Origin of the sequence: Arcobacter arenosus (genome assembly GCF_005771535.1) — a bacterium.
In the GTDB taxonomy this organism is placed as follows: Bacteria; Campylobacterota; Campylobacteria; order Campylobacterales; family Arcobacteraceae; genus Halarcobacter; species Halarcobacter arenosus.
The window spans coordinates 358689-382783 of sequence record NZ_VANU01000002.1; the positions used below are offsets into that span (position 1 = coordinate 358689).

Sequence of the window (24095 nt, forward strand, 5' to 3'; positions counted from 1 at the left end):
TTTTTTTGTGATTTTATCGAAATTTTTTTTCTAAGTGCTTAAATTCCATAAGTAACTAGAAGTTTAGAATCTCCAATTTTAATATCTTTTATAAAACTTCCTAAAATAGAATCTTCTGGTACTTTGTAAAGGGGGTATTCTTTAAAAATTTTATTTATTAATGGTTCCATTGTAATTATAAGTGTTTTTGAAAATTGTTCACTCATTTTTAGTTTTCCAAAATGAAAATTTTCAATTTTTACATTTTTTAAATAAATAGAGGCAATATCTTTTCTAAATTCTGGTTCGCCATTTATTATAAATGAACCCTTTATTGGATTTGTAAATAGAGTTTTTAATCCTAATACTATATTAACTTTAACACTATTTTTTGTTTTATGCATTTTGATTGTAGGTTTGTGAAGTATAAGAGAACCAAATACTAAGTCTTTTTCAAAAGGAAATGATTCTTCAAAAGATTGTGAAAGTTCATATTCTGAAACTCTTAATACTAATCCATCTTTTGACAAATTACCAACACATCCCGAAAGTAGAAAAACTAGCAAGAAAGTATTTAAAACAAGAGTTACTGTATATTTGATATTCATATTTATTATAAGTCCTTTAGCTAAGTTTGATATTCTATAGTATAATTAATAAATTTGCAATGCCTTTTAAATAATAATAAAAATAACCTTTTATATTTAGATAATAACTTTATGAAAATTTAATATTAGTAATATAAGTTAAAGTTATTTTAACATATAATTGAATCTTAATTCATAAATAATAAGATAGGGAGATGAAAATGTTGGGGAATATTTCTATAAAAATGAAGCTTATTATTTCATTTACAATTATCGCATTATTGGTTGTACTTTCTTCTATTACAAGTATTTTTGATTTATCTAAAAGTTCCAAAGGTTTTCAAAGTTACAAAGGTAGTGTACAAAATAGTCTTCATTTTATTCAAATAGAGGAAAAAATACTACTTCTAAATAATAATCTAAAGAGCTATTTAAATAATCCAAAAGAAGAAGAGATTAAAAGATTTGGAAATAATTATAAAGGTGTTGAAAACTTAATAAAAGAAGCTAATAAATACAGTAACAAAAATCAAAAAAAACAACTTGCCTTAATCACTAAAAAGTTAAACAGTTACAAAACTAATTTTGAAAGCTTAGTATCCTTAATGGAAAAAACTGATGAAATTTATACAAATAATTTAGCAATAAATGGAAAAAATATTGAGGAGTTACTTAGTTCAATAATGCTTACTTCTGAAATTGATGAGAAATATGAAGTCTCAGTTCAATCAGGTTATGCAATTAGATTTATGCTATTAGCAAGACTTTATACAATGAAGTTTTTAGATTCAAGTTCTAATGATGATGTAAAAGAGATAAATAAAGAGTTTGGATATCTTTTAGAGCAAGTATCTGACTTAGATGATTTAATAGAAAATGAAGTAAGAAAAGATAAATTAAATCAAGTTCGTAATTTAATCCCTATATATAAAAATGGAGTTGATGATATAGTAAAAAATATCAATGAACGGGATAAATTAATTTTACAAAACAATAGTTTAGAAAATGATATTGAAAAAGTAATTGATGATTCAAAAAAACAAAGTGAAAAAGCTCAGAATTTAATTGGTGAAGAGGTTAGTAGTTTAAATGAAGGGATAAAAACCAAAACAATTATTGTAGGATTAATTGTATTGATTTTAGTAGTCTCTTTTTCAATCACCATTGCAAAGGGTATTACAAATGGTTTAAATAGTTTAAATAATGGGATATTAAACCTACTAAATAGTAATGATACCTCTACACGGGTTGAAGTTAAAAATAAAGATGAAATTTCAAAAATTGCCCAAAATTTTAACAACTATCTAGAGTCAATAGACAAAGGTTTAAAAGATGATGCAAAAGTAATTGAAGATGTTAAAAGAGTAGTATCTTTAGTTAAAGATGGAAAAGTAAACCAAGAGGTAAAAGTAAAATCTAATAATAAAAACTTAAATGAACTTAGAGTTCTATTTAATGAGATGTTAGATGTTTTAAGTTCAAAAATCTCAGATGATATTAATAAGATAGAAAAAGCTTTAGAAACATATTCAAAACTTGATTTTAGACATAGAATTGATAATGCAAATGCTAAGGTTGAAGTTGGACTGAATCAATTGGCAAATATTATAAATGAGATGCTAGTTGAAAATAAAACAAATGGCTTAACCATAGAAGATAGTGCAAAAAAAGTTGTGGAAAATGTTAGAGTTGTTAGTACTGCTTCTACTGAAGCCGCATCTTCAATAGAGGAAACTGCAAGTGCTTTAGATGAAATTACAGCAACAATAACAAGTAATACTCAAAATATATTAAGAATGGCATCTTTTGCAAATGAGTTATCAACTTCAGCTAAAGAGGGTAAAGAATATGCAGGGAAAACAGCTTCTTCTATGGATGAGATTAATGATGAGGTAAATAGTATTAATGAAGCAATTAGTGTAATTGATCAAATTGCATTTCAAACTAATATTCTTTCACTAAATGCAGCAGTTGAAGCAGCAACAGCAGGAGAAGCAGGGAAAGGGTTTGCCGTTGTGGCACAAGAAGTTAGAAATCTTGCAAATAGGAGTGCTCAAGCTGCTAATCAAATAAAAAGATTAGTTGAATCTGCAACAAATAAAGCAAATATAGGTAAAGATGTATCAACACAAATGATTAGTGGATACGATATCTTAACTGATAATGTTTCAAAAACTTTAGAATTAATTTTAGAAGTTGAACGGGTATTTAAAGAACAAAAAGATGGAATAGAACAAATAAATTCTGCAATAAACAATCTTGATGTACAGATTCAAAAAAATGCATCAATTGCAACTCAAACAGAAGAAGTGGCAAGTGTTAGTGAGAAAATTGCTTCTATAATTTTAGAAAATGCAAATGCAAAAGAGTTTATTGGAAAAGAGAATTCAGAAAAAAGAAAAAATTTAATTGATACAAAATTTGATGGGCTTGAAAAAAGAGCTATGGAAAAAAGAATTAAAGAGCAAGATGATTGGGAGAGTTTTTAAACTCTCCTAAAAATTTAGGTGTTTTCTTACCATTTTCTTATAGGCTTTCATGTGAACTTTTAGCATATTTGGAATAATCTCCTCTTTACAGGCATGAACAATATCTGCAAATTCAGATTTTGAAAAAATCGTATCTCTATCTCTAGCTAAGAAAATTAATCTATTCATATCATCATTTAGTTCAATATCTTTTCTATCACAAATAGCATCATATACAAAAAAGAAAGTTTTTCTATCTTCATGGGTCATTTGACAAGAATCATCTAACATTTTTAAAGCAAGTTTTGCAGCATATTCAATCTCTATTGATTCAAAATTATGATTTAGTGCCCAGTTGTAAGCTTTTTGATGTATATCCATTGCATATCCTTTTTAGAAAATATGCAAGATTTATACCCTTATTCCTTTGGAATATTGTCTAAAAGATTGTTAAGATATTTAGTAGCTGTAATTTTCTGATAAAAAACAAAAACAATCACTAGAATTACACCTATTCCATAGGTAAATAAAATCCCTGTAACAACAAGAATAACTAGAATCCACACATGTAGTAGTTCTCCAAAAATATTTAAGGAGATAGACTTTTTTGATTTTTCAATATCAATGTTTAAATCATAGGTAAGGAGCGAGCTTTTAGGTTTAAAACCTTTGAAGAATAAAGTTTTTTCACTAATTGTTGTATCTTTACTAAAAGGAGTTAGCTTATTTTCTAAATAGTTTATAACTTCATCTTTTTGGGTTTGTATATCTTTTTTTATTTGAATATCAAAAAGTCCCATCATTTTCCTTAAAATATTTTAATTAAGTATAACAAGAGTTAAAGATTTTATATAAAGATTTATGTGTATAAACTATACAACTGTATAAAGAAGTATTAAAACAAAGGAGAAGAACTCCTTTGTTAGATTTTATTAAGCGTCTTGACCTTCTAATTCGTCAGAATAATCAGCTGCCGCCATTCTAGTTAATTGTCTATATCTGTATTGCGCTTCTTTTTTATTTTGCTCTAATAAGAAATCAGCTTTTTCAGGATTAAGTTTTTTAAGAGATCTATATCTATTTTCTCTTAATAGGAACTCTTCATATTTGTCCCAATTTGGTTTTTTACCAGAAATTTTGATTGGGTTTTTACCCTCTTCAATTTTTCTTGGGTCAAAGGTATAAATTGGCCAATATCCACAATCTGTAGCCATTTGCCCTTGGTCAACTGATTTCATCAATCCACCTTGAATACCGTGAGCAATACAAGGAGAGTAAGCAATAATTAATGATGGTCCATCATACTCTTCTGCTTCTTTCATAGCTTGTACAGCTTGTTTTTGAGAAGCTCTTGAGTTGATTTGTGCAACAAAAATATTTCCATAAGTCATAGAGATATAACCTAAGTCTTTTTTCTTGTTTGGTTTACCATCATTAGTAAAGTCTGCAATTGAACCAGTTCTAGCTGATTTAGAAGATTGTCCACCAGTATTTGAGTAAACCTCTGTATCAACTACAAGCATATTAACATTTTCACCAGTTGCTAATACATGGTCAACACCACCATAACCGATGTCATATGCCCAACCATCTCCACCGATGATCCATTGTGATTTTCTCACTATGTATTTTTTAAGAGATAATAAATCTTTAACACCTGGTAAATCTTGATTTTGTTCTAATTGTGGAACTAGTTTATCTCTAATCTCTTGAGTCATTTTTCCATTTGATCTATTTGCTAACCATTCTTTATATAATGCTTTAAGTGGATTAGATGCAGTTTCCATAGTCTCTTCCATGATTCTACCAACTCTATTTCTGATAGTTTCATTTGCTGCATGCATACCATAACCAAACTCAGCTGCATCTTCAAATAATGAGTTTGCCCATGCAGGACCTTCACCTTTTGCATTTTTAGTAAATGGTGTTGATGGAGCTGATGCTGAGTAAATTGAAGTACATCCTGTAGCATTAGAAATCATCATTCTATCACCAAATAATTGAGTAGCTAATGTAATATATGGTGTTTCACCACAACCTGGACATGCAGAGTGGAACTCAAATAAAGGTTGTGCAAATTGTGAACCTTGAACAGTGTCTGCTTTTACAAGGTGGTCTTTGTATGTTACATCATTAAATAGGTAATCAGCATTCTCTTGTTCATTATTCCCATCTTCAATTTCATAAGGAACCATTTTAAGAGATTTTTCATTTGTTGGGCAAATATCAACACAAACATTACATCCTGTACAGTCCATAATTGAAACTTGGATTTTATATTTTAATCCTTGATCTTTAGTTCCCTTAGCTTTTGCGTCAAGTGAGTGAGTTTTTACACCTTCAGGAGCTTTTTCAAACTCTTCTTCATCAAGTAAGAATGGTCTAATTACAGCATGTGGACACTCAAATGCACATTGGTTACATTGAATACATGTATCCTCATTCCATTGTGGAACCATAGTTGCGATTGATCTTTTCTCAAACTTAGTAGAACCATTTTCAAATGTTCCACCTTCCATTCCCATATTTATTATAGATGAAACTGGAATCTCATCACCTTTAGCTGCATTAACAACTTTTGCAAAGTTTTCAACATATTCTGTTCCTTTATATGCTGAATTTACAACTAATGCACCACCATCAAGATTTGACCACTCTTCTAATACTGGAACTTGCTCTAATCCCGCTTCACCAGAATCAATTGCTAAGTAGTTCATTTTAACAATCTCTTCACCTTTGTTTCCGTATGCTTTTTCTGCATATTGTTTCATATATGTTTTAGCTTCTTCATAAGGAATAATATCAGCAAGTTTAAAGAATGCTGCTTGCATAATTGTATTTGTTCTAGTCCCAAGTCCAATATCTCTTGCAATTTTTGTTGCATTGATGATATAAAAATTAATTTTTTTATCTGCTAAAATTTTCTTAACTCTATTAGGTATTCTTTGTTGAACCTCTTCAACTGAATAAATTGAGTTAAGTAAGAAAGTTCCACCATCTTTTAATTTATCAATAACTTCATATTGTTCTAAGTAAACCTCTTTTGAACATGCAACAAATCCAGGGTTTGATACTAGATATGTTGATCTAATAGGGTTTTTACTAAATCTTAGGTGTGATCTTGTATAACCACCAGATTTTTTAGAATCATATGCAAAATAAGCTTGTGCATATAAATCAGTTTTATCCCCAATAATTTTTACTGAGTTTTTATTAGCCCCAACTGTACCATCAGCACCTAAACCATAGAATAGACACTCATTTACATCTTCAACTACTGATACATTTTCACCAACATCAATTGATGTATTTGTTACATCATCAATAATACCAACAGTAAATCTATCTTTAGGTGTTTGTGATGCTAAGTTATCATAAAGAGCAATAATTTGTGCAGGTGGAACATCTTTTGAAGATAAACCATATCTACCACCAATAATTTTTGGTTGTTTATTTGTTCCATAAAATACTGATTTTACATCTAGGTATAATGGCTCACCAAGTGATCCAGGTTCTTTTGTTCTATCAATTACACAAATTCTTTCAACAGAATCTGGAAGAACATCCATAAAATATTTAGTTGAGAATGGTCTATAAAGATGAACAGTAAGAAGTCCTACTTTTCTTCCCTCAACTTTTGTTAAATAATCAATAGTCTCTTTAATAGTTTCTGTAACAGAACCCATAGCTATAATAATATCAGTTGCTTCACTATCCCCATAATAAGTAAATGGAGCATAATTTCTTCCAGTTACTTTTGATATCTCTTGCATATAATCATTTACAATATCAGGTACAGCATCATAAAATTTATTACATGCTTCTCTACCTTGGAAATAGATATCATCGTTTTGTGCAGTACCTCTTGTAACTGGAGATTCTGGATTTAAAGAAGTATCTCTAAATTTTTGAACTGCATCATAATCAATTAGTTTATCAAATACAGCATAATCCATCACTTCAACTTTGTTAATTTCATGTGAAGTTCTAAACCCATCAAAGAAATGTAAGAATGGCACTCTACCTTTTATAGCAGCAAGGTGAGCAACTCCACCAATATCCATAACTTCTTGAACTGAACCAGTTGCAAGCATAGCAAAACCAGTTGCTCTTGCACTCATTACATCTTGGTGATCTCCAAAAATTGAAAGTGCATGTGCCGCTAATGCTCTTGCACTTACATGAATAACCCCAGGAAGTAATTGACCTGCCACTTTATACATATTTGGTATTTTTAATAATAATCCTTGAGATGCTGTATAAGTAGTAGTCAATGCACCTGCTTGTAATGAACCATGAAATGTACCTGCCGCACCTGCTTCAGATTGCATTTCAATAACTTTTACCGTCGAACCAAAAAGGTTTTTCTTTCCTTGTGTAGCCCACTTTTCAGTATTATCTCCCATCTGAGAAGAAGGAGTAATAGGATAAACCCCAGCTACTTCTGTGAATGCATATGATACATATGCAGCCGCTTCATTTCCATCCATAGTTGCAAATTGTTTCGTCATAAACTATCCTTATCTATTGTTTTTGTTATTCATACTAATTAAATTAAACTTAGACTAACTTGAATATTACTCTAAATAAGCTTAGATTAATTAATTATACTAATTATCTAAAGTAATTTTGCTAATTTTAAGTTTAATGAAATTGTATGATAAACATATGACAATTAAAAGTCCCATTTTATGGTCATATGTTTATTTTAATAACAGTTGTAAAAATAGTATATATATAACTTAAAGTTATAATCTAGAGTTTTCTTCTATTAACTTTACTGCTTCAAGAGAGTTTTTGACTATATATGGAGTGTGTTTCTTAAGAGTTGATATATCGCCGTAGCCACATAAAACCCCTACACTTTTTATTCCTGCAGAGTTCGCAGCAATTAAATCAAGTTCAGTATCACCTATCATCCAAATATTTGAATTTTTTTCAACATTCATTAATTCCAAAGTTTTATTAATTGGTTCAGGATGAGGTTTTGGATTTTGCACATCTTCTCTACCAATTAAATGTTCAAAGTAATGCATCACTTCCATATGTTCTAAGAGTTCTTTTGAGTAAGAGCCAGTTTTTGTAGTAACCACTGAAAGTCTAGCAAAGGTACTTGCATATTGTAGACTTTCTTTTGCCGTTTCTAATAGTTCAGTTTGTTGTTTTGAAATTAACTTATATCTTTTTTTATAAGTATCAACAAAATCCCAAACAAATTTTTCTTTAATTCCAAGTTTTAAATACATAACATCAAGTGGATAACCAATTAAAGATTTAATATCTTCATTTGAGCCTTTAAAATCGTAATTCATTTCTTTAAATGAATGTTGAAAAGTTGATAAAATGGCATCCGTTGAATCAATTAGGGTACCATCTAAATCAAATAATATAATATTCTTCAAAAATCACCTTTAAATTTAATAGAAAATATTATAGTGTTTTAGGGTTTAATCCAATCTTTTTGGTTATGCATTATCCCTATAACAGAGGGTTCTATATTTTTTATTTGTGAGTTAACAACGGAGATAGAATTAGGGATATATAAAAATAAATATGGTAAATCATCTGCAATTGTAGAGTAAATCTCTTTATATATTTTAGCAAACTTTTCCCTATCAACTGTCCCTGAACCTTTATCTATAAGCGCATCGATTTTTTCATTTCTATAGCCAACTAAATTAAATCTTCCCAGTTTATCAGAGTTACTATGCCATAAAGCATAGGCATCTGGCATAAGAGTTGTTGACCAACCTAATAAAATAGCTTCAAATTTTCTAGGAGTTACAATAGTATTTAAAAATGCTTGCCACTCCATAACTCTAATATTCATGTGAATATTAGCTTTTTTTAATTGGTATTGAAGTATCTGCGCTGCATTTGCTCTAATTGGGTTTCCGGTATTTGTAATTACTTCAAAACTAAAAGGGTTGTTTTCATCATATCCTAACTCTTTTAGTAGTTTTTTTGCTTTTTCTAAATCATATCTGTAGGGTTTAAATTTTTCATCAAATACAAAAGAGGAAGGTGCAAAGGGACCATCACATATCTCTCCATGTCCAAAATATAAAATATCAATCATCTCTTTTCTATTTGTTGCATATGCTATTGCTTGCCTTAACTTTTTATTTTGAAACTTCTTATCTCTTAAATTAAATCCAAGGTAAGAATATGCAAGAGAGGGTTGTTCTATAATTTTAAAGTCTTCTTTAAATTTTTTATCTATTTGTCTTTCATATTGTAAAGGTGTTAAGCCACCTACATCAAGTTTTTTTTGCTTTAAAAATAAAAAAGAGGTATTAGTATCAGGAATAAATTTATAAAGTATTTTATCAATTTTAGGGCGACCTTCAAAATAATCATCATTAGCAATAAGTTCAATATCTGCATTATTTTTAAACTCTTTTAATTTATATGGACCTGTCCCTATTGGTTTTTTATTAAATTTTGAAGTCATTAAGTTTTCTTCATCTTTTAAGATATGTTCAGGTAAAAGACTAACCATCCAAGTAACTAAGGCTTTAAAATATGGTTTTTTAAATATTATTTCAACTGTGTATTTGTCTAAAGCTTTAACACTTTCTACCTCATTAAAGTTTGACCTAAAGCTAACATATACTTTTGGGTCAATAATCTTTTCATAGGTAAAGATTACATCTTTTGAAGTTACTTCAACTCCATCATGCCAAAGAACACCTTTTTTTATTTTTATTATTAGTTTTGTAGGTGTTTCAAATTCATATGAACTAGCTAAATCAACTGTAGGATTTCCATTTTTGTCATATTTTAGTAGACCATTAAAAATCCATTGACTTATCTGCGAACTTGCACTATCATTTGATAAAATAGGATTTATTCTACTTGGACTAGAACCCATACTTAGGTTTAAAGTTGAAGATAGTAAAACATTAAAAAAAAGACTAAATAGTATAAGAAATTTCATAGAATAATTTTAGTGGCTTTTTAATAAAAAACACTTCAAATTGGAAGTATAATTTTAAAACAAGCGCCCTTGTATGATTTATTATTATAAATAAACTCTTCATTTGAAACAATTATTTTACCTTTGAAATGTTTTGTAATAATTTGGTTTGTCATATAAAGACCAATTCCTGTTCCTTGAGATTGATGCTTTGTAGTAAAATATGGTTCAAAAATTTTATCCATGATTTTTTCTTCTATTCCATTTGCATTATCTTTAATTGTTAATATATATGTTTCTTCTTCTTTTATTAAATCTATAAAAACTAGTTTTTCTTTTTTTCTATTATTTTTATATGCATCTTTTGCATTATTTAAAATATTTAAAATCGCTTGAATAAACATATTTTCATTACATAGCAAATGTGCATCTTTCATGTTTTTAATAGTTGTAATGTTATTACTTTTATAAGAATCTTTTACTAAAGATAAAGTTGTTTCCAAAGAGTTTTTTAAATTAATATTTGTTTTATTTTTTGTATCTTCTGCAAAAAAGTTTCTAAAGTCATCAATAGTACTTGAAAGATATTGTGCTTGATTGTTTATTGAATCCATAGTTTTAATAAAATCTTCATCATTTAAAACATTTATTTCTTTTTTAAGCTTTGCTCCTGTTGCTAAAGTAGAGATTGCAGATAAAGGTTGTCTCCATTGGTGGGATATGTTTCCAAGCATCTCTCCCATAGAGGCTATTTTCGATTGTTGATACATAATCTCTTGATTTTTAATTTGGTTTGTAATATCTGTTAAGTATCCAATAAAATTTGTAATTTTATTATTTGGATTTTTTTTAGTAACTGTATAATTTAAAACCCATTTTATCTCATTATTTTTAGTGATTATTCTATAGGGTTCATGCCTAAAATAGTCTAGATTGTTCTTAATTGCATTATCAATTTCTTTTAAAACTCTTTTTTTATCATCTTCATAGATACAATCTATGTAGTTTATATCCTTTGATATAAAGTTTTTTGTAGAATATGATAAAAGTTTTTCTACACTTTTTGAGACATAATCAACACTCCATGATAAATCATTTTTCCAATTAAATAGTACAGAATCCCCTTTATCGAATAAAGATAATAATGTTTTTTGATTTGAGCTTAAATCTTGGGCTAAGGCATTTAATTTTTTTAGTTCTTCCTCTCTTTTTTTTCTTTGTGTGATGTCGAAACCTATTCCTAAAATCCCTATTATATTCCCATCCTCATCTTTTATTGCTTGTTTTGAGGTTTCAATAAGATGTTTCTCTTTTGTTTCTTTATATTCTAGAAGCTCTTCATTTATATTTATCTTTGAAGAATAGATAGCTTCCTTATCCTTCTGTTTAAAAAAGTCAGCTAGTTTTTTGTCCACAAAATCATAATCTGATTTTCCTACAATCTCTTCCTCTTTTGCTCCAAAGAGTTTTTCAAACTCTTTATTACATCTTAGATAAACTCCTTTTTCATTCTTTAGCCAGATTAATTGGGGAATGGCACTAATAATTTGTTTATTTAGAATTTCACTATTTTTTAACTTTTTCTCATATTGTTTTCTTAGTGATATATCTTTTACAGACCATAGGATACCTTTACTTAAATCAGGAGATTTATTATTATCAAGGGCTTTGCAACTAAGTTCACACCATATATGTAAACCATCAATTCTTTTTAATGGATAATCACAAGTAAAAGTTTTTCCTTGTTTAATTACATCTAAATAATTTTTTCTAAATTGATGATAGTTTTTTTCTGATATATGCAGTTTTTTTGCTTCTAAACCTATCATCTCCTCTTGAGTTTTAAAGCCAAATATTTTTGCAGCAGTTAGGTTTGATCTTATAAAAACACGATCCTTTGACATATATAATAAAGCAACTGAACTATTTTCAAATATATTTTGAAGTTCATCTTTTGATTGTTTTAGTTCATTTATATTTTGATATTTTTCAATTGCAATTGAAGTTATATTTGCATATGAATTAATTAATTGAATCTCAAATTTATTTGGAGCTTTTGGAACTTCATTATAGATTGCAAAAGTTCCTAAAACCTTTTTATTAGATGAAAATATAGGTTCAGACCAACAAGATGCAAGATTAGCATTTTTTGCAAGCTCTTTATATGCAGCCCAGTTCTCATGGGTATTTATATCTTTAACTATTACCCTTTTTTTATTAAATGCGGCACTTCCGCAAGAGCCAATCTTATCACCAATTTTTACCCCATGAATTGCATCATTATAAAATTTTGGTAAAGAGGGCGCTGCCCCATTTAAAAGATGTTCCCCTTCTTCATCAAGTAATAAAATAGAACATTTTACATTTTCCATTCGTTTTTGTGCAAAGTTTACAATTTTATTTAGAGTTTTGTTAAAGGATTTTTCAATTGCGATATATTCCAAAAGTTTTTCATTGTCTTCATAAATTATATTTTTTTCTTGCTCTATTGTTACATCATCAATATAAACAAGAATCTCATTTTTATTGAAAAATGTAAAATTAATTTTGTAGTATTTTATATTTGTAGTAGTTTGTACTTTTGATATTATCTTTTTGTTTTCTTTTATTTGTTTTTTATCTATTGAAAAAAATTCGAAAAAGTTTATATTTTTAGATATAAGTTTTTTAATGGAAGCTAATTCTTTAAAAGTGTTGTTGTATTTTTTAATTTTTCCACTTTCAAAATCAACTAAAGCTATAGAATAAGGTATTAAGTCGTATACCGTAAAATCGTTTTCTTCTTTTGTTCTTTCAATCATATAGTAATTATACAAAAAGAATTTGAATATAAAAATCATAAATATTTAATGATATATATTTAAGTTAAAAGTAAGAATATAATAATAGGTAATATAATATTTTAGAAATAAAAAAAGGAGCAACAATTGTCGCTCCTTTGATAATCGTATATATTTGTATATAAAATTTTGAATTTGAAGATTATCTTTTTGAGAACTGAGTTGATTTTCTCGCTTTTTTCTTTCCGTATTTCTTTCTTTCAACAGATCTTGCATCTCTTGTTAATAAACCATAAGGTTTTAAGATAGCTCTAAATTGCTCATCATAAGCAACTAAAGCTCTAGAAATACCATGTCTAACAGCATCAGCTTGTGCAGAATATCCTCCACCTAAAGTTTGAACAACTACATTTACTGAAGTTTCTTGTTTAGCTACTTCTAATGGTTGAGTTACTCTTTTTTTAACTGCTTCATGTCCACCTAACCACTGATCTAAAGATAGACCATTGATTGTAAGTTGACCATTTCCATTTTCTAACCATACTTTAGCGATGGCAGATTTTCTTCTTCCTGTTGCATATACTTTTGCCATTAGTCTTATCCTTTAATTTGCGCAGTGTGTGGGTGTTCTGAACCTGCGTATACTTTTAATTTTTTTAACATCTCTTTACCAAGTTTTGTTTTTGGTAACATACCTCTAGTTGCTAATTTGAATAGTTTTTCAGGATTGTTTACTAGCATGTCAGACATTTTGTGAGTTTTTGTACTTCCAAAGTATCCTGAGTGCGTAAAGTAATTTTTGTCTTCTAATTTAGCACCAGTAAATTTAGCTTTTGATGCATTGATAATTATTACATAATCTCCACAATCTACGTGAGGAGTGAATGTAGGTTTATGTTTACCTCTTAGAAGTGTAGCAACTTCAGTAATAATTCTACCAAATACTTTATCTGTTGCGTCAATTACTACCCAATCTCTTTCGATTTCGTTGGCTTTAGCCATTTTAGTAAATTTCATCTATTTTCTCCGATTTTGTTAATGAGGTGGAATAATAGTGTAGTGATGCTTAAAATTAACTTAAATTAAGTGTATTTTAATATTTTATTATGAATTCTGAACCTTCAAGGGGTTTACTCTTAATTTCTAAGTCAAATTGGTGTAATTTTAGTATAGAAGTAACGATAAAAAGTCCTAATCCTAAAGAGTTGTTCCAACCGTTTTCAGAGACTCTATAAAACTTTTGATTTATTTTATTTAAATCTGTTTCATTTATTCCAATTCCTCTATCAATGACACTTGTTGTAGAGTCTTCAATTTTGATTAAAACTTCATCCTCAGAATATTTTAAAGCATTCTCAACAAGGTTACTTAAAGCTAATGAGAAAAGTGTTTCATCAACATTAAGTTTTTTATCTTCTCCCTCTATTAATATCTCTCTATCTTTATATCTTTCATTTAAATCAGAAATAATCTCATTAGCAATTTCTTTTACTGAACATTCTGTTGTTATAACTTGTTGTTTTCCCTCTTCAAGTTTTAGTGTAAGTCTTAATTTATCAATAATTTTTGACATTTTTACACCATTATTTTGAATTTTTCTAAGAAATTTTTCTTTCATAGATTTTGGCAATTCATCATCATTTAGAATAGTTTCAGCATATCCTGAAATAATTGCAATTGGGTTTTTAAACTCATGGGATAAGGCAGATATAATTTCATCTTTTTGTCTATTGGCAATTTTTAATTTTGCAGTTTGTTTAGCCTTTTGTTTTTCTCTTTTAGATAATTTACTAGAAACTTTATTTAAAAGTCTTGTTATTTTATTAAACTCTTCAGAAAACTCTGAATAAATCTCTTTCGTGGGTTTTTTATTACTCATGTCAATTAAAAACTGTAAGATTGAGTTTGTTTCATCTTTTATTTTGATACTTATAAAATATGTGAAAATCAAAGCAACTATTATAAAAGCAGTAATAAAAGCAATGATTTGATAACTCAAAGAAGTAAAGTTTTCTTGTATTTTTTTAGTATAATCAGCAAGTCTTATATAATATATATTATCATCAATTACAATTTTTTTTGCCACATATAAAAGCTCCTCTTTTAATGTGGTTGAATATCTAATAATTTTTCCATAACCATCATATTTAGCATGAATAATTTCAAACCTTTTAGAATGATTTTCCATCTTATTTTTATTTTTATCACTATCTGCTATAACATTTCCATCTTCATCAATAATTGTAATTCTTAGTCCGGTTTTAGCTTTAAATGTTTTAACAATATAGTCTATATTATCTAAGGATGTAATTGAAAATGAGATTGAATCAATATTTTGTGAAAGACTTTTTTCAATTTGATCCAGATAGATGTTCTTTGACCAATAATAAGTAGTGGTACTTAAAATAAGAAGTAAAAAGATAAATATTAAAAGAAAGGTTCTAAAAAAAAGTTGATGCAGTTTTAACAAAATAAGTAACCTTCTCCTCTAACTGATTTAATATATTCTTTTTTATTTTCTGGGTCAATTTTAGCTTTTAGTCTCTTAATTGCAACATTAACAGTTTTTAGTTTTTTATCATATGAGTCTTCCCATACTGCTTCAAGCAGATGTTCTCTACTCATCAAAATGTCCCTATTTTTTATAAATTCTAAAAGTAAATCGTGCTCAAGGTGGGTTAATTCTACTTCATCTTGCTCTATATAAAATTTCTTTTTTGCAGATTTATAAACTATATCACGAACTTTTATTACATCTAAATCTTTTGTGGTTCTTCTAATAACTGCTTTAATTCTTGCAACTATCTCTTTAACATTGAAAGGCTTTGTAATATAATCATCAGCAAAAGATTCAAATCCTTCAAGAATATCTTCATCTTTATCTTTTGCTGTTAGATATATTACAGGGGTTGTATAGCCTTTCTTTTTTATGTCATTGATAAAACTAGTACCATCAATTCCTGGAAGATTTCTATCCATAATGATTAAATCTATAGCTTCCTCGTCTAACACTTTTTCAAGTTTTTCATTTACACTTAAAAAGCCAATTGTTTCATAACCTTCTTTTTGTAAACTATATTCAAGAAGTTCTAAAATATCCTCTTCATCTTCCACAATTAGTATTAGTTTGTCGCTCATTTCTTCTCTTTGTTAGTTAATATTGTATTTTATTGCATAAAAGTTAAAAAAACAATTTTTAAGCTTGCTCAATTATACCACCAACTTCAGCAAAAACTAATAGATTAGAGATTGATGCCGCTCTATCAGCAACTTTTTCTAATCTTCTTAAACTACTTAATACTTCAAAATAGTCTTTAGAAAGTTCAATATTTTCAGATGCAAGTTTGAAGATATTTTTTTCAACCATTGCATATAAATCATCAGTTTTACTCTCTTCAACAGTTACTTTTTTATATCCAAGTTCAACCTCTTTGTCATTCTCTTCTTTTACTAAATTAACTGCTGTTTCAAGTGCATTATTCGATGCTTTTAATAAAGGTATTGCATATTCTAAAATTGTATGTCTGTCTAACTCTTCATTAAATGATTTTTTAAATGTTTTAACAAATGACTTTGAGTTTGTTCCTGCTCTTAAAAGTTCATTTGTAACTTTTAAATATGAAACCATCTCCCTTAAATCTCTAGCTTCTGGCGAATATAAAGCTAAAGTTTTAACAATTAAATTATCAATTTCATTTGCTCTTACTGATAATGACTTGATAGAAAGATTTACATCTTTTAACATAGATAAATCGTTTTCTTTTAATGCAGATAAAGAGATTTTGTTTGCATGAACAATCTCTTCTCCCATTAAATAGATTTCATTTTTTATTGTTTCAATATTTTCTTTGTATGGCTTTAACATTATCCAAACCTTCCTGTAATATAATCTTCTGTTTTCTTATTTGATGGATTAACAAAAATTGTTTCTGTTTCATCATATTCAATTAGTTTTCCAAGATGGAAAAAAGCGGTATAATCAGCAACTCTTGCTGCTTGTTGCATATTATGTGTTACTGTAATAATTGTATATTTCTTTTTTAATTCAAGCATCAGAGCTTCAATTTTTTCTGTTGAAATTGGATCTAGTGCTGATGTTGGTTCATCCATTAAAATAACTTCAGGTTTAACTGCAATTGTTCTTGCAATACATAATCTTTGTTGTTGTCCACCTGAAAGTGAAGTACCTGGATCTGTTAATTTATTTTTAACTTCTTCCCATAGTCCTGCATCTCTTAATGATTTTTCAACTAATTCATCACAAGCTTTACCTTTTTTTACTAATCCATGTTTTAAAGGAGCATAAGCTACGTTATCATAGATAGATTTAGGAAAAGGGTTTGGTTGTTGAAATACCATACCAATTTTTTTTCTTACTGAAACTTCATCAACATCTTTATCATAAATATTTTTTTCATCAATTACAACTGAACCATCAATTTTTACAATTGAAATTAAATCATTCATTCTATTTAGACATCTTAAAAATGTAGATTTACCACATCCTGATGGTCCAATTAGTGCTGTAATTTTATTTTCATATAAAGGAACTTTAATTCCATGAAGTGCATGGTTTTCTCCATACCAAAGATTTAAATCTTTTACATCTACTTTTACTATATTTTCATTTGCCATTATAATTTTTCCTCTACCATTTTACTTCATATTTTTTTCTAAGATAAATCGCTAAAGAGTTTAGCGAAATTAAAATTGTTAACAACACCATAATACCTGCTGCTGTTTTTTCAATATACATTCTCTCTGGCATACCAGCCCATGTAAATAATTGCGCAGGCATAACAGTTGCAGCTTCAAAAATTGAGCCTGGTGCATCAGGGATAAATGCAATCATACCAATGATAATTAATGGTGCAGTTTCACCCATTGCTTGTGCTAAACCAATAATAGAACCTGTTAAAATTCCTGGGAATGCTAAAGGTAAAACGTGGTCTCTTGTTACTTCAATTTTTGTTAAACCTAAACCATATCCTGCTTGTCTAATTGAATCTGGCACCGCTCTTAATGCAGCTCTTGAACTTACAATAATAATTGGTAAAGTCATAAGTGCAAGTGTAAGACCACCCACCATTGGAGAAGATCTTGGTAATCCAAAAAGGTTAATAAAAATTGCTAAACCTAATAGACCAAATAAAATTGAAGGAATTGCTGCAAGGTTATTGATATTTACTTCAATTGTTTGAGTAAATTTATTATCTTCAGCAAACTCTTCAAGATAAACTGCTGTCATAACTCCAATAGGGAATGCAAATAACATCGTAATAATTAAAGTTAAAACTGAACCAACTATAGCAGAGTTTAAACCAGCAAATTCAGGAGTTTTTGAATCTCCATTTTTGAAGAAAATTTCATTGAATTTCAACTGGGCAGTTCCATCTTCTTTCATTTTGTCTATAAGTTTTTTATCTTTTGCTTTTAACTTATAGTAGTGACCTTTTAAATACTGGTCAACGTTATCATCAGCTATTACCCAAGTTTTGATAGTTTTCCCCATTAAGTCAGGATTCTTTTCCATCTCTAAAGGGATAGTTCTTAAAAATGATCTTGAAACTACTCTAACATATTTACTATCAACTGCTTTTCTGTAGTTTTTCTTTGAAACTTCAGAATAAGTCACATCAACTTGTAAGTATGCTTGTTCAAATGCAGGAGTTCCTTTTGTGATAATATCATATAAAAAGAATGCAAGGAAAGCCAATGTAAAAACTAAAGAAGAGATAGTAAAAGTTTTAAACCTTTTTGCACTTCTATGTCTTGCATTTAATGTAGGATCATAAAATGGATTGTCTTGTTTATTTTTATTTTTTCTAATCATAATGTATTCACTTTATATTTTTCTTTAAATTTTCTAATCATCATTAATGAAACAACATTTAGTGCCAATGTAACAACAAATAAAACTAATCCAAGTGCAAAGGCAACAAGTGTTTCAGGTGAGTTAAATGCTTGGTCACCAACAAGTGCATCAACAATTCTAACTGTAACTGTTGTCATATCTTCTAAAGGATTGATTGATAAGTTTGGTCTCAACCCTGCAGCCATAACAACAATCATAGTTTCACCAATAGCTTTAGAAAATCCTAATAGACAAGCTGAAATTATACCTGGCAATGCTGATGGTAAGACGATATCTTTGATTGTTTCACCTTGGGTCATACCAAGACCAAATGCAGCTTTTCTTTGAGAATCAGGAACAGCTCTAATAACATCATCTGATAATGATGAAATTACTGGGATAATCATAATCCCCATAACAACACCAGATGCAAGGGCACTGTTAAATGTTGCTTCAAGACCAAAAAATGCAGCTGCTTTTACAACAAAAGGGGCAACTGTAATAGCTGCAAAGAAACCATATACAACTGTTGGAATACCAGCTAAAATCTCTAAAATTGGTTTTAAATAGTCTCTTGTTTTGTTTGAAGCATATTCGCTCATAAATATTGCACTACCTAATCCGATTGGAATAGCTACTGCTAAAGCAATTACTGTAATCATAATAGTACCAGCGAAAATTGGTACGGCACCAAACTGACTTCCTACTTGTCCAGGAGACCAGACTGTTCCTGTTAGAAAGTACCAGAAGCTTCTAAGTTTAAAAAACTCAATTGCTTCAAAAAGAATTGAAAAAAGGATACCAAATGTAGTTAAAATTGAAATAGTTGATGCAACTATCAATGCAATTTTGATTATTCTTTCTTTTAATTCAGTTGCTTTATTTTTTGACTCAAAAGAATGCAAGTTTTACCTTTGTTAATAAAATTTTATATGAATTCTATAAAACTTAGGTTACAGAAGAGTTACACACCTATAGATATGCCATAAGGCAGGCTGTAGAGTTTAGATTGTTTTTTTATTTTTCCAAGCATTTCATTGAATTTTTCTTCTGATGCTTTTTCATTTATTTCGACAATTGCAGCACAAACACTAAGTAAATTAAAGCTTCTTTCAACTCCAAATCTGTCCTTTGCAATGATATATTTTCTATTGACATCTTCTTGTGAGTACAAACTTGAAACATTAATTTTAAATGTTTTCATTAAAACTTTAACAATCTCATAAACCTCCTCATAGGTTTTATCTAAAAATCCTATAAAGAAATCATCTCCACCAATATGAGCAATAAAGTTTTCACTTGAAATAGTTTTTTGAAGAAGTTCAGAAAAAATTAATATTGCTCTATCTCCTTGTCTAAAACCATATTTATCATTAAAAGGTTTAAAATCATTAAAATCAAAATAGACAATATTTGAGTATAGATTTTCACTAAATACAGTATGAAGAAAAACCTCTATTTGTTTATTCCCTGGGAGTTTTGTAAGTGGATTTTGATTTTGTGCAATCTCTAAGTTTCTTTTATATGAAAGTGATAAAAGATTGTTAAGGCTGATAAATCCATAATATTTATTCTCTTTTGTTACATAAATACCTTTTGCATCATTCATCATATGAAAGATTTCTAAAGCTTTATCAATTCCCCATTTAATATCAATTTGTGGTACTGGTTTTATAAAATGTTTTAGTTTAGCCCTAAAAGAATCATTTTTTGATAATGCCAACCCATATTGTGAATAAGAGATTTTTTTGATATCAACTTCATAAATAGCACCTAAAATATTTGAGTTTTTATCAACAACAGGGACAAAAGTATTTCTTGTGTGTTCTTTAAAATAGATAAATAAATCATGTAAAGTTGAGCTATCTGAAATTGGTTCAATTCGCTCAATATAAGATTTATCAATTTTATTATTAAAAGATACTCTTTTATCTTCTTTAAAAAATTTTAATTTTGTGTATGATTTTTTAATATCTTCAACATTTAATGTTGGTTTTGATACTAAATACCCTTGGATAAAATCTATTTTTAAATCTTTGCAAGTGTAATATTCAGCAATATTTTCCACACCTTCAGCGATAACTTTTATACCCATAATATGTGCCATATCAACTAATGATGCACAAAAAAGTTTTTTCTTATGGTCTATATTTATATTTTGGATAAAAAATTTATCAATTTTTATATAGTTTGTATCAGATATATAAAGTAAGTGAAGTCCTGAAATTCCTGTTCCAAAGTCATCTATTGCAATACTATAACCATATTTTTTGTAAGAATTAATTATATCAACAAAAAGTTTTTGGTCATCAAACTTGAAGTGTTCAGTTAGTTCAAAACAAAGTTTGTCAGCACCTATATCAAGTTTTTGTAGCAGTTTAAAAGTGGTACCTAGTTTAAAATCTTTTACGGTGAAAAATCTATTATCTACATTGTAAAAAAGCTTTAAATCTTTTATTCCAATTTTTTTATATTTTTTTAGTGCTTTTTCTCTTAATATATTGTCAATTTCAAATAGCATCTCTTTTCTATAGATATAATCAAAAAAATCAGATATCTCATTAAATCCTAAATAATGAGTATTTCTAATGAGAGCTTCAACTGCAAAGATTTTACCAGAATAAGTATTTACGATTGGCTGAAAAGCAAAGTCAAGTTTGTCAATATTTGACACAATGTTAGTCATTTAAATTCCAAAATATTTAATTTAGATTTGGATTTTCTTTTCTTATTGTTCGCCATAAGATTTAAAAATCCAAATGTAAATTAAAGATAAAAAAAGAGAAGGCTTCTGCCTTCTCTTTTTAAAAGTGAGAGTTTATTTGATTATTTTTTTTCTAAATCAGATAAAGTTAATTTTTTACCTGTAGTAACAGATTTTCTATACTCAGCTCTTGTAGCTTCTGGTAAAGCAATTAAACCGATTTCAGCTAAAATACCTTCAGAACCAATCATATTCTCAGACATGAACATATTTACATAATCGTTCATTGCAGGAACATCTTTTTTATGAGAGTTTTTAGTATAGAAGAATAATGATCTTGCAATTGGGTATTGGTGAGCAGCAATTGTTTCAGGAGTTGGTAAAACACCATTTACTTTAGCACCTACTAATTTATCATCATTTTCCATTAAGAAAGAGTATCCAAAAATACCAAATGCATCTTTGTTTTTAGTTAATTTTTGAACGATAATATTATCGTTTTCACCTGATGGTACATAAACACCGTCAGTTCTGATTACAGAGTATTTTTTATATTTTTTATTAGCTTTTTTGTCAGCATTGTAAAGGTCAGTATATACTGCCATTTTTTTGAATGTGTGTTGCATTACCATTTCTTCAAAAGCATCTCTTGTTCCAGAAGATTTTGGTGGTCCATAAACAATAATTTCTCTATTTGGTAAAGAAGCGTCAATGTCTGACCATTTTTTGTATGGGTTAGCAATTAATGATTTACCATCTTTAGAAGGTACTTCTTCAGCTACAGCTAAAGCTAATTGTTCCATAGAGATTGAGAAGTCTGCATTTGATTTATCTTGAGCAAAAGCAATACCATCGAAACCGATAACAGCTTCAGTAATATCAGTTACACCATTTTTTTCACATAATGCGAATTCTTTGGCTTTCATTCTTCTTGATGCATTAGTGATATCTGGAGTATTCATGTCATTTCCAGCACAGAATAATTTCATACCACCACCTGAACCAGTTGATTCAACTACTGGAGTTGGGTATTTTGTTGTTGCACCTAATTCTTCAGCAACAGCAGAAGAGAATGGATATACTGTAGATGAACCTACGATTTTGATTTGATCTCTAGCAGAAAGAGAAACAGTTAAAGCTGCAGATGCTAATAAAGCAATTGAAGTTTTTTTCATTTGATTGTCTCCGTAAAATTAAATTTATGGTGAAAGTTTAATTAATTCTGATTACATTTTGGTGACACTTTAGTTTTATCTTCTATAAATATCTATATAAAAAGTTTTATAAAAATTTTGATTTTTATAATTGTTTTGTAAAGGTGGGGAGGGATTAAAAGAAGTAAATGGGATTATAGCCCATTTGCTTCTATAAGTCTAGCTTGATAGTCTGCAATTAATGGATCAATGATTTCATCAAAAAGTCCATCATTCATAATTGCATCTAATCTATATAGGGTTAAGTTAATTCTGTGGTCTGAAACTCTTCCTTGTGGATAGTTATATGTTCTAATTCTTCCACTTCTATCTCCAGTACCAACTTGTTCTTTTCTATCAGCTCCCTCTTTTTGCATTTTTTCTTGCAACTCTAGGTCATAAAGTCTAGCTTTTAAAACTTTCATAGCTTTGTCTTTATTTTTGTGCTGAGATTTTTGATCTTGGTTTGTAACAACTATACCTGATGGAATATGTGTAATTCTAACAGCTGAGTCTGTTGTATTTACTGATTGACCACCGTTACCACTTGCTCTCATTACATCAATTTTTAAATCATTTGGATTGATATCAATTTCTACATCATCAACCTCTGGCATTACAGCAACTGTAATCGCTGATGTATGAACTCTTCCTTGAGATTCAGTAGCAGGTACTCTTTGAACTCTGTGGGTACCACCTTCAAATTTTAATTTTGAATAAACATGGTCACCTTTAAATAAAGCTACAATCTCTTTATATCCGCCAGCTTCACTTTCACTTTGGTTCATAAGTTCTACTTTCCAACCATTTGATTCTGCGTATCTTAAATAGGCTCTAAAAAGGTCACCAACAAAGATTGCAGCTTCATCACCACCCGTTCCTGCTCTTAATTCTAAATAGATATTCTTATCATCATTAGGATCTTTTGGAAGCATTAAGAATTTGATCTCTTCTGCAATTTCAGGTAGTCTTTGCTCTAGCTCTTTTAGCTCTTCTTTAGCTAATTCACCTAATTCATCATCATCAAGCATCATTTTATTATCATCAATATCTTCTAGAGTTTTAATATACTCTTTAGCTTTGTTAACAATTGGTTCAATACTTGATTGTTCTTTTGAAAGGTCTGTCATCCTTTTTATATCAGATATGATATCAGGAGAGATTAACAATTGGTTAATCTCCTCATATCTGTCTATAAAAGGCTGTAATTTATCTTGTAGCATATTTGTTTAAATTTATTGTTATAGACTAATTAATATTAAAAAATAAAATTATATAGCATTAACTTTTGTTTGCAGTCTAGAAACTTTTCTTGCTGCAGTACCTTTTTTTAGGATACCTTTAGAAACACAGTGGTGAATATATTTGTTTGCAGTTTTCATTGCTTCACTTGCTTTTTCTTTATCCGCACCTTCAACTGCAGATAATACATCTTTAGTTACGTTTTTAATTCTAGTTTTATAGAATCTGTTTCTTTCAGTTCTAACTTTAGTTTGTCTAGCTCTTTTCTCAGCAGATTTATGATTTGCCATTATTTTTTAACCTCTTTATAAAATTTTTAAGGGTAGAATAATATCTAATTTTCTTTAAAACTTACTTAAAATAAGCAAA

20 protein-coding genes are annotated in these 24095 nt (G+C 28.5%); 1 reads left to right on the plus strand and 19 read right to left on the minus strand.

What is annotated here, in order from left to right; translation table 11 throughout:
- Positions 1-38: 38 nt before the first annotated feature.
- Positions 39-587: a DUF1439 domain-containing protein gene (locus tag FDK22_RS06300; protein WP_138152061.1), complete on the minus strand. Its 549-nt coding sequence runs from the start codon at positions 585-587 to the stop codon at positions 39-41.
- A gap of 200 nt (positions 588-787) precedes the next feature.
- Between FDK22_RS06300 and FDK22_RS06305 the strand changes: the two genes are divergently transcribed.
- Positions 788-3055, plus strand: coding sequence for a HAMP domain-containing methyl-accepting chemotaxis protein (locus FDK22_RS06305; RefSeq protein ID WP_171012931.1), 2268 nt, complete (start codon positions 788-790; stop codon positions 3053-3055).
- A gap of 6 nt (positions 3056-3061) precedes the next feature.
- On the opposite strand, the gene FDK22_RS06310 is transcribed toward FDK22_RS06305, so the two are convergent.
- The 18 genes from FDK22_RS06310 to rpsT all read right to left on the minus strand — a co-directional run bounded on the left by FDK22_RS06310 (position 3062) and on the right by rpsT (position 24016).
- Entirely contained in the window at positions 3062-3415 is a 354-nt protein-coding gene (locus tag FDK22_RS06310) for a hypothetical protein (protein ID WP_138152063.1), read from the minus strand.
- Between the two features lie 38 nt (positions 3416-3453).
- Positions 3454-3834, minus strand: a complete 381-nt coding sequence (locus FDK22_RS06315) for a hypothetical protein (RefSeq protein WP_138152064.1) — start codon at positions 3832-3834, stop codon at positions 3454-3456.
- Between the two features lie 132 nt (positions 3835-3966).
- Positions 3967-7545, minus strand: coding sequence for a pyruvate:ferredoxin (flavodoxin) oxidoreductase (gene nifJ, locus FDK22_RS06320; protein ID WP_138152065.1), 3579 nt, complete (start codon positions 7543-7545; stop codon positions 3967-3969).
- 237 nt (positions 7546-7782) lie between these two features.
- Positions 7783-8436: an HAD family hydrolase gene (locus tag FDK22_RS06325; RefSeq protein WP_138152066.1), complete on the minus strand. Its 654-nt coding sequence runs from the start codon at positions 8434-8436 to the stop codon at positions 7783-7785.
- A gap of 38 nt (positions 8437-8474) precedes the next feature.
- Entirely contained in the window at positions 8475-9974 is a 1500-nt protein-coding gene (locus tag FDK22_RS06330) for a peptide-binding protein (RefSeq protein ID WP_138152067.1), read from the minus strand.
- 35 nt (positions 9975-10009) lie between these two features.
- Positions 10010-12754: a PAS domain S-box protein gene (locus tag FDK22_RS06335; protein ID WP_171012932.1), complete on the minus strand. Its 2745-nt coding sequence runs from the start codon at positions 12752-12754 to the stop codon at positions 10010-10012.
- A 181-nt stretch (positions 12755-12935) separates the two neighbouring features.
- On the minus strand, positions 12936-13325 hold the full coding sequence (gene rpsI, locus FDK22_RS06340; protein WP_138152069.1) for a 30S ribosomal protein S9: 390 nt from the start codon (positions 13323-13325) through the stop codon (positions 12936-12938).
- Positions 13326-13330: 5 nt separating this feature from the next.
- A complete protein-coding gene (gene rplM, locus FDK22_RS06345; protein ID WP_138152070.1) occupies positions 13331-13750 on the minus strand; it encodes a 50S ribosomal protein L13 in 420 nt (139 codons plus the stop codon).
- A gap of 76 nt (positions 13751-13826) precedes the next feature.
- Complete coding sequence (locus FDK22_RS06350; RefSeq protein WP_138152071.1) at positions 13827-15203, minus strand: sensor histidine kinase; 1377 nt, start codon at positions 15201-15203, stop codon at positions 13827-13829.
- A complete protein-coding gene (locus FDK22_RS06355) occupies positions 15197-15871 on the minus strand; it encodes a response regulator transcription factor (protein ID WP_138152072.1) in 675 nt (224 codons plus the stop codon). Before FDK22_RS06355 ends, FDK22_RS06350 begins: the two co-directional genes overlap by 7 nt.
- 58 nt (positions 15872-15929) lie before the next feature.
- The gene (locus FDK22_RS06360; RefSeq protein ID WP_138152073.1) at positions 15930-16598 is read right to left on the minus strand and encodes a phosphate signaling complex PhoU family protein; all 669 of its coding nucleotides are present in this window, start codon (positions 16596-16598) and stop codon (positions 15930-15932) included.
- Positions 16598-17368, minus strand: a complete 771-nt coding sequence (gene pstB, locus FDK22_RS06365) for a phosphate ABC transporter ATP-binding protein PstB (protein WP_138152074.1) — start codon at positions 17366-17368, stop codon at positions 16598-16600. Before pstB ends, FDK22_RS06360 begins: the two co-directional genes overlap by 1 nt.
- Positions 17369-17381: 13 nt before the next feature.
- A complete protein-coding gene (pstA, locus tag FDK22_RS06370) occupies positions 17382-18566 on the minus strand; it encodes a phosphate ABC transporter permease PstA (protein ID WP_138152075.1) in 1185 nt (394 codons plus the stop codon).
- Positions 18563-19492 carry a phosphate ABC transporter permease subunit PstC gene (gene pstC / locus FDK22_RS06375; RefSeq protein ID WP_138152076.1) on the minus strand — a complete coding sequence of 310 codons (930 nt, stop codon included), beginning with the start codon at positions 19490-19492 and terminating at the stop codon, positions 18563-18565. The genes pstA and pstC overlap by 4 nt, the downstream gene beginning before the upstream one ends.
- Before the next feature lie 59 nt (positions 19493-19551).
- Positions 19552-21273: a GGDEF domain-containing protein gene (locus FDK22_RS06380; protein ID WP_138152077.1), complete on the minus strand. Its 1722-nt coding sequence runs from the start codon at positions 21271-21273 to the stop codon at positions 19552-19554.
- A gap of 140 nt (positions 21274-21413) precedes the next feature.
- Complete coding sequence (locus tag FDK22_RS06385; protein WP_138152078.1) at positions 21414-22466, minus strand: substrate-binding domain-containing protein; 1053 nt, start codon at positions 22464-22466, stop codon at positions 21414-21416.
- A gap of 173 nt (positions 22467-22639) precedes the next feature.
- A complete protein-coding gene (prfA, locus tag FDK22_RS06390; protein WP_138152079.1) occupies positions 22640-23707 on the minus strand; it encodes a peptide chain release factor 1 in 1068 nt (355 codons plus the stop codon).
- A gap of 48 nt (positions 23708-23755) precedes the next feature.
- Complete coding sequence (gene rpsT / locus FDK22_RS06395; RefSeq protein WP_138152080.1) at positions 23756-24016, minus strand: 30S ribosomal protein S20; 261 nt, start codon at positions 24014-24016, stop codon at positions 23756-23758.
- Positions 24017-24095: the final 79 nt, after the last annotated feature.